Source organism: Pseudomonas sp. FME51 (genome assembly GCF_014897305.1).
Genome location: NZ_JABUYN010000014.1, coordinates 100961 through 108231, shown reverse-complemented (window position 1 = coordinate 108231; position 7271 = coordinate 100961). Strand labels below are relative to the sequence as shown.

The 7271-nt window shown below is 53.3% G+C and carries 10 protein-coding genes; 3 read left to right on the top strand and 7 right to left on the bottom strand.

All coding sequences use genetic code 11. The features are described 5' to 3' along the window. Nucleotides 1-126: 126 nt before the first annotated feature. The 6 genes from INT39_RS19620 to INT39_RS19595 all read right to left on the bottom strand — a co-directional run bounded on the left by INT39_RS19620 (nt 127) and on the right by INT39_RS19595 (nt 3810). The gene (locus INT39_RS19620; protein ID WP_226944907.1) at nt 127-678 is read right to left on the bottom strand and encodes a hypothetical protein; all 552 of its coding nucleotides are present in this window, start codon (nt 676-678) and stop codon (nt 127-129) included. Beyond that, complete coding sequence (locus tag INT39_RS19615) at nt 659-1024, bottom strand: glyoxalase superfamily protein (RefSeq protein WP_193075674.1); 366 nt, start codon at nt 1022-1024, stop codon at nt 659-661. The genes INT39_RS19620 and INT39_RS19615 overlap by 20 nt, the downstream gene beginning before the upstream one ends. A gap of 107 nt (nt 1025-1131) precedes the next feature. Further along, a complete protein-coding gene (locus tag INT39_RS19610) occupies nt 1132-1476 on the bottom strand; it encodes a hypothetical protein (protein WP_193075673.1) in 345 nt (114 codons plus the stop codon). A gap of 83 nt (nt 1477-1559) precedes the next feature. Continuing rightward, a complete protein-coding gene (locus INT39_RS19605) occupies nt 1560-1937 on the bottom strand; it encodes a hypothetical protein (RefSeq protein WP_193075672.1) in 378 nt (125 codons plus the stop codon). Between the two features lie 113 nt (nt 1938-2050). Beyond that, nucleotides 2051-2806, bottom strand: a complete 756-nt coding sequence (locus tag INT39_RS22870; protein WP_319021393.1) for a heavy metal-binding domain-containing protein — start codon at nt 2804-2806, stop codon at nt 2051-2053. 482 nt (nt 2807-3288) lie between these two features. Next, nucleotides 3289-3810: a MarR family winged helix-turn-helix transcriptional regulator gene (locus tag INT39_RS19595; protein WP_226944906.1), complete on the bottom strand. Its 522-nt coding sequence runs from the start codon at nt 3808-3810 to the stop codon at nt 3289-3291. Here INT39_RS19595 and INT39_RS19590 point away from each other — a divergent pair. The 3 genes from INT39_RS19590 to INT39_RS19580 all read left to right on the top strand — a co-directional run bounded on the left by INT39_RS19590 (nt 3797) and on the right by INT39_RS19580 (nt 6723). Next, on the top strand, nt 3797-4783 hold the full coding sequence (locus INT39_RS19590) for a DMT family transporter (RefSeq protein ID WP_226944905.1): 987 nt from the start codon (nt 3797-3799) through the stop codon (nt 4781-4783). The genes INT39_RS19595 and INT39_RS19590 overlap by 14 nt on opposite strands. 33 nt (nt 4784-4816) lie before the next feature. Then, nucleotides 4817-5458, top strand: coding sequence for an NAD(P)-dependent oxidoreductase (locus INT39_RS19585; protein ID WP_193075671.1), 642 nt, complete (start codon nt 4817-4819; stop codon nt 5456-5458). Nucleotides 5459-5757: 299 nt separating this feature from the next. After that, the gene (locus tag INT39_RS19580; protein WP_193075670.1) at nt 5758-6723 is read left to right on the top strand and encodes an integron integrase; all 966 of its coding nucleotides are present in this window, start codon (nt 5758-5760) and stop codon (nt 6721-6723) included. A gap of 164 nt (nt 6724-6887) precedes the next feature. On the opposite strand, the gene INT39_RS19575 is transcribed toward INT39_RS19580, so the two are convergent. Then, a complete protein-coding gene (locus tag INT39_RS19575) occupies nt 6888-7238 on the bottom strand; it encodes a hypothetical protein (protein WP_193075669.1) in 351 nt (116 codons plus the stop codon). Nucleotides 7239-7271: the final 33 nt, after the last annotated feature.

The window sequence follows — 7271 nt, the reverse complement described above, 5'->3', positions numbered from 1 at the left end:
TTGGTGGCGGAATTTTGTTTTCAAGAATCATCATTGTTACCCCTTGAGGCATAACGACAAGCTTTGGGGCGGCTGGAGCGAAGCGTAAGCCGTCCCAGCCGCGACAGCGGCGACAAGAGCGCCTGGTTATGCATTTTCGACCTCAATGAACCACTTTGGCTGCATGGCGTCGAAATCCTGACGGATATTGGATGGCAGGTAACTAGCCGAATCCAGCACAAATGGTTCACCTCCCACGCGCTTGAATACAACCCAGTGCCAGAAGTCCTTGCCTTCTTCCTGATGGTGCTTGATAGACAACAATGCCAGATTGGGCAATGCCTCCCAAGATTCAAATGGGGCTTCATCAGCGGAGGTTTTGACACCTGCACTCGACAACATACGCCGGACATACTGTGTATCTGACCACAGCGATTTGTCCGAAGCATGGATGCCCATAGCATTGGCTACGGCCTTCATCTCTGAGTACGTCTTGCCCAGAATGTTGGCAACCGACGCGATTCCGCATCCCGTGGTTTCTTCCTGAACTACTGGCTCGAGCACTGACTCCCCCTTTAATGCATAACGCCAATATTCAGCGGCGGCCTTTGCGTAGCGAAGCGGAGAAAAGGCCGTCCGGTGGAGGCCCATCAGGGCCGTAACGAACTGGAATGACTGGTTATGTGGTTGTACGTTCATTGAACAAAATTCTGTTTGAGAACGGATCTACCACTTCGAACACCCTATCACCCCAAGGTGCAGTCGTAATCTCTGGCCGAGAATACCTGTAACCTCGTGAACTAATTTCGCGGTGCAGGGCTTCAAGTTCATCAGTATTCACGAACGTTTTGGAACCGGGGGTACAATCTCCAGAGTGTTCACTGAGGTGGAAAACCAACCCATCTCGAGAGACTTGCATGTAGATAGGGAATCCCGGCTCAAAGCGATGCTCCCAATCGAGCGACATGCCGAGGAAGTCCAGGTAGAACTCCTTGGCCCTGGTCTCATCGAAGATTCGGATGATTGGAATGGCTTGAAATCGCATCCATGCTCTCCTCACACATAACGCCATTGTTTAGCGGCGCCCATGTAGCGCAGCGAAATGGGCGTCCGGTGTAGGGCCGGAGGCCCGGAACGTACTACAACTACTGGTTAAATGCGCCTCACAACCAACCTTATGGCCAGACCACCAGCAACACTTGGCATGAAGAACATCGACAACACGATGAAAAGGATTCCTTCGAGGCCTTGCTCAGCGCCGGGCTTTGCTAGAAGTGACATTCCAATCGTAACCAATAGGGGCATGCCAACAGCTAGAACGAGAGCCATTCCCCAAGACAGAAAGAACGTCAGTACAAAACCAACAGTGCACAGTACACCGATCATTACCCAGAGATCCAAGCTCTGGTGGTGAACCAATCTGTTGATGAGCCCCAAAATTAATGCCATACCAACGCAGGAGCCTAGCACTATCAGGAACTGCTTTTGTCTGGCCATCCGATTTACCATTTAACGCCTTGGCTTTGCGGCGCACCGAAGCGCAAGCGTAGGTGCGTCCGACAACAGCCACTTGTTAGGCTCTATGACTTTTTACCTAGACCGGGCGCCCCACCTTGTACAATCTTTGGGCGGCGGCGATTAAAACCCGAAATCTTATGAATTTCTTGGATTTTCTCTGTCACCTTTTTTCGATAACTCAGTTTAATCTGATCAACTGTCTTAGGCGGCTGCCTGGTTTGACGAGATTTTTTAGGTTTGATCGATTTCTTTATCTTCTTGAGCTCTTTTCTGCTCTCTTCATATACTGCCTTGTTCGTCTCATAAAGGCGGGAGAGAACCTCTTGGTCATCATTTGAGAGCGCCAGAACCTTGAGAGCCTTCTTCAGCCCTTGCACGATCGGAGCCAAATTATGTACTTGGGCCTCAAGCTCCTTTTTCCGATCACTTAGTTCATTCATTAGTAATGCCTAACGCCTGAGCTCAGTTGCGTTTGATGCGACGCCCGCTTTTGCGACAGCAAAAGTGGGTGGCGGGTCAAACGTCAACTGCAGCGACTTGTTAGGCGCACACACTACTCCACCTTCTCGGCTTCGACTGCCGTGCCAGTTGCCACCACAAACAGCATGCTCTTGTCTTTACCGGAAAATTCGCTGTAATCAAGATCTACGCCGATGACGGCATTTCCACCAACCATCATTGCCTCTTTCTTCAACTCGACCATCACATTCGCCCTAGCGGCGCGAAGAACCTTTTGAACGTTTTGGCTGCGCCCTCCGACGAAATCTCGAATGTCTGCAAAGAGGTCGAAAAGAATATTCATTCCGTATGCACACTCGGCAGACACGACATCTTTAATGGCTTTGATCTCGTATCCAGGAATTGTATGGGTTGTTGTCAATACAACCCCCTGAAATATACCAGCGACCTCGTCTTTGGATATGCCACTCCAGTCTCCAGACCGCTTCGCGTTCTCGATCCGATCGGCCTGCTCGACACGTTGACGCTCGGCTTTTTGGCGTTTCTGCCGTCGTAGTTCCTCTTCGTCTCGTTTGACCTTCTCAACATATGCCGCGACAGACAATCCGGCTTTTGCGGCCTCATCCTCAAGTTGCCGTTCGGCTTTTTCACGACTCTGCCGGCGTAATTCTTCCGCTTCTTGTTTGGCTTTCTCAAGGTACTCGGCCACCGACAACCCGGCTTCCGCGGCAAGCCGTTCAGCTTGTGCTTCGAACTTGTGATAGTAAACGCCACAGCTTGGGCATTGTGCTGTGGGATCGGCCGCCTCAACCTCAGCCGAATGCCCGCACTTGAGACAAGTTTTGCTCACGGTTTCAATCCTCCTCTAAGTGTCACTGGGCGCCTAACGCTGAGCACAGCGGCGACCTTGGAATGGCGACGAAGGAGCCATGGAAAGGGCGTCCGGCGGCCATCGGCCGCGTACTGCTGCGACTTGTTAAGGGCCTGTTCACCCTTGGTTTTTGATTTGGCACCCACTGCTGAATGCCGACTCCCGATACTGTGTACCAGCTTGACCCATTGCGCCAGGAACCAGAGCACCGAATGAGCGGAAACTGCACGACGAACGCGCCGGATTGCCCCGCGACCTGAACACCGAATTACCAGGCAAAGCCGTTGCCAGACTGGGGGCTGTTTTCTGCCTGCCGGCAACCTGCCAAACCGCGGCAAAACACCAAACCCAAGAACACCGGAGTAGGCCTTTAACGCCAATGTTGAGCGGCGGAAAATCGCGAAGCAATTTTGCGTCCGCTCGAACAACTTGTTAGCCCTGTGCTTCTGTCGACAGATAGATCAACTACGCTCAAACTCTCCCAAGAACTGTCTTAGTAAATCATCCAATTGAGCGCGCTGCTCATCAGTGAGAGCAGCAACCAGTTTGGCTTGCGTCTCGACATGGGCGGTCACTGCCTCATTAATGAGTTCGTGCCCTTTCGAAGTAAGAGAAATCAGAAAACCACGACCATCGTCAGGATTCCTGACCCGTTCGACCAGTTCGCTCTTTACCAATTGGTCGACGCGATGCGTCATCGTGCCCGAAGTCACCATGGTCGACGCCATCAGGTCTCCGGGCGATAGCGCATAGGGTGAACCTGACCGGCGCAGAGTAGCCAGAACATCGAAGCTCGCGCCGTTCAAACCGTGCGCCGACCAGGTTTTTTCCATCCCACGGGTGAGCTTTTGATTTAACAGCTTAATCCGCCCGATTGTCCCCATCGGAGCGACCTTAAGATCAGGCCGCTCTTGCCGCCATTGAGTAAGAATTCTTTCGATATGGTCCATAAGATTCAGTTTTACACGAATGTATCTTGACATCAAGATTGTCGATATATATCTTGACGTCAAGATACTATCCGGAGTGGACTCTATGACGATCCCGATAACAAACGCATCTAAGCGCCAAAGGTTGTGGCTAGCCCCGCTGTTATGCTTGCTGTCCGGCGGTGCGCTGTTAGGCCTGTCGACTAACCTGGCAAAACTTGCAGGTGAGACGCATCTGCCGCCTTTAGCGTTTCTGTGTTGGTCAATCATTGGTGCGGCGATTGTCCTGATGGTCGTGGCAGCACTGCGCCGAAATCTACCGCCAGTGAACACCCGCACTCTTGAATACTATGCCGTGTCTGCATTCGTGGGTGTGGCCGGCTCCAACTTGATCTTTTTTTCGGCCGTTCCGCATGTTGGCGCCGGCTTTGTGGCGCTGATCATCTCATTGCCACCGCTGCTGACCTATGTCGGAGCCCTGGCACTCAAAATGGAACGGTTTCAAACAGTCCGCGCCACAGGAGTGGTGGCGGCGTTGGCGGGAGTCGGTGTTCTGGCGGCGCGCAAGATTTCCGCACCCGATGCCGATGGGTTCTGGATTCTCCTTGCCCTTGTGGGGCCGGTTCTGTTGGCCCTCGGCAATCTTTATCGAACGCTGCGCTGGCCTAAAGGTGTATCCGCCGATGCGTTGGCACCGGGAATGCTGGTTGCCGCTGCGATGATGTTGCTGGGTGCCGGGTTCTTGCCTGGTCTCTCGCTCTCCGTACCTATGGATCAGAGCCTGACGCTTGTCTTGATCGCCGTGCAGTCCGTCGTTTTCGCCGGGATGTTCCTGCTGTTATTCCTGCTGCAGAAAACAGGCGGGCCGGTTCTACTGAGCCTGCTGGGCTCTGTCGGCGCACTTGTGGGCGTACCAGTCGCGATATTTCTGCAGGGCGAAGCGCCACCCGAGGGCCTGTTCCTGGGTGCTGCCCTGATTGCCGCTGGCATTGCCCTGCTCACGCTTGGTAGCCCCAAATCTAAATAACCTATCAACACAATTCTACGAAGGAGATACCTTATGAATATCACTATCTACGGAGCCGCCGGGAACGTCGGTAAACGCATTACTAGTGAAGCGCTAGCGCGCGGGCACAACGTTACCGCCGTCGTGAGGACGAAGGCTCAGTTTGGCAAGCTGCCCGATAATGTGCGCCCATGTGCCACGGATGTATCCGACCAGCAGCAACTTGCCCTCACTATGAAAGATCAAGACCTGGTCATCAGTACACTCCGACCGTCGGATGGGCACGAGGATGCCTTGGCGGCGTTAACTCACTCAATATTGGACGGGGCCGCCGCCGCAGGTGTGCGCGTCCTTGTCGTTGGTGGCGCGGGGCGATTACTGATACCGGGGCGCGACGGCGAAACGGTACTGAGTGCACCGGATTATCTGCCCGCGGCGGCGGTTGCGATCGCTCGCGCCTGCCAGGCGCAGTATGAACTCTGCTTGGGTGAAACCCGTGTGGACTGGACCTACCTTTCACCGGCCGCCATGCTGACTCCGGGAGACCGCACAGCGCGCTATCGTCTTGGCACGGATACCCTCGTGGTTGACGAAAGCGGTGTGTCTCATATCTCAATGGAAGATTTTGCTGTGGCGATGTTGGATGAAGCGGAAGGGCACAAACACGTTCGGCGTGCTTTCACTGTGGGGTACTGAACTAGTCGAATATTGTGAAGAGGCCGGGAGTGAAACTAACAGCTTATGAAATATCCTTAGATGTACGTACACCTAAGCGGGACGCCTTGTAGTTGGGCTAACAGTGATTAGACCGCATGCGGCACTAATGCATAAGAATGACTTCGGTATAACTCCGGATAGCCTGGATTACGCGCCATATTAAATTCCTTCAAAATCAGTGACTTATCCATAACCATCTCTACTCCTTCTGTATTCGCTTGACTTCGTCATTTCGCACATCTATTACTACTGTATAAAAAAACAGCAAAGGACGACACATGGACAGCCTAGCTCCTAAGCCTCGCCTGAGGGAGCAGTTTCGCTCGGTGATGCGCTTAAATCACTACAGCATCCGCACGGAGAAAAGCTATTGGTACTGGATCCGTTATTTCATACGCTTCCACGGAATGCGCCACCCTCTTGAGCTGGGAACGTCTGATGTGAATGCGTTTCTCAGCTGGCTCGCCACTGACCGTCAAGTTGCGGCTGCGACCCAAAATCTGGCACTGAATGCCATTGTATTTCTATATGCACGCGTCCTTGAACAGCCTCTAGGCGAGATCGGTGACGTGGTCAGGGTAAAGCGGCCACCGAGGTTGCCGACGGTACTCACCCACCAGGAGGCTATGTCTATCATTGAGCATTTGGGCCAACCGTACCGCTTATTGGCTTCTCTTATGTACGGTGCGGGGCTGCGGGTAGTCGAGTCGTCCCGTCTGCGCATCAAAGATATAGACTTCCGAAATCAGACGATCGTAGTCAGGGACGGCAAAGGTGGAAAAGATAGAACCACTTTACTGCCCGCTCCCTTGATAACCCCTATTAAGCATCGTATAGAGCAGATTGAGGCTGCATGGCGCTCACAGGAGGAAATGTACAAGGTTCCTGTGTCTCTCCCTTTCGCGTTGCGACGTAAATACCCACGCGCTTCTGTTTCGCTGGCGTGGCAGTGGCTTTTCCCTTCAAGCGGGATCTGTCTTGACGAAGATGGTCGAAGCGTTCGCCATCATGTGCATGTCAGCACCATTCAGCGTGCTGTTAAACAGGCGGTTCGCGTTACCGGTATCGAGAAGCCTGCTGGTTGTCATACTTTCCGGCACACTTTTGCTACCGAGTTGTTACGCCGAGGTAGTGATATTCGTACGGTACAAACCTTGTTGGGTCATGCGGATGTCCGCACTACACAGATTTACACTCATGTGCTTGGTCAGGGCTTTGCTGGGGTGCAGAGCCCGCTGGGTTAATCATTACAGGTGTTCAGGCACGCTACCGCCCTACCTCGAGCATTCAGGCATATGCGGTAATTATTCTGGAGGGAATTGAAGGCTGTCCGGTGCCCTGGAGGAGAGTGTCTGCATTCCCTGCGTGGCTTTAACCATAATGCAGGCATCTGGCCATTTCAATGACGTTAGGGGCAGTTGGTTATTTCGTAGCCCGCGCCGCGCTCTTGGTTGATCAGGTTGTTGGCGTCTTCGTAGCCGAGTTCTTTGGCTTTCTGCACATCGCCGGTGTTGATTTGGTGGAGATGGATGCCCAGGGTTGGGGCGCCACAGACGGTGATTACGGCCATGCCGGTTTGGGTGGCGCAGTTTGAGGTCAGGACTTTAATGCCGGCGTTGGTCAGTTGATTGCTGCTCTCGGTGAGAGTGGTGGTGGCGGGCTCGCACTGTTTGGTGCCGTCGGGTTTGTAGATGTGGGTGGTTTGGGTTGTGCAGGCGGTGGTGAGGAGGACGAGGGTTGTTAGGGCTGTTGTTTTCATGGGGTGGTCTCTGAAGAAGGTAATCATTGAAGC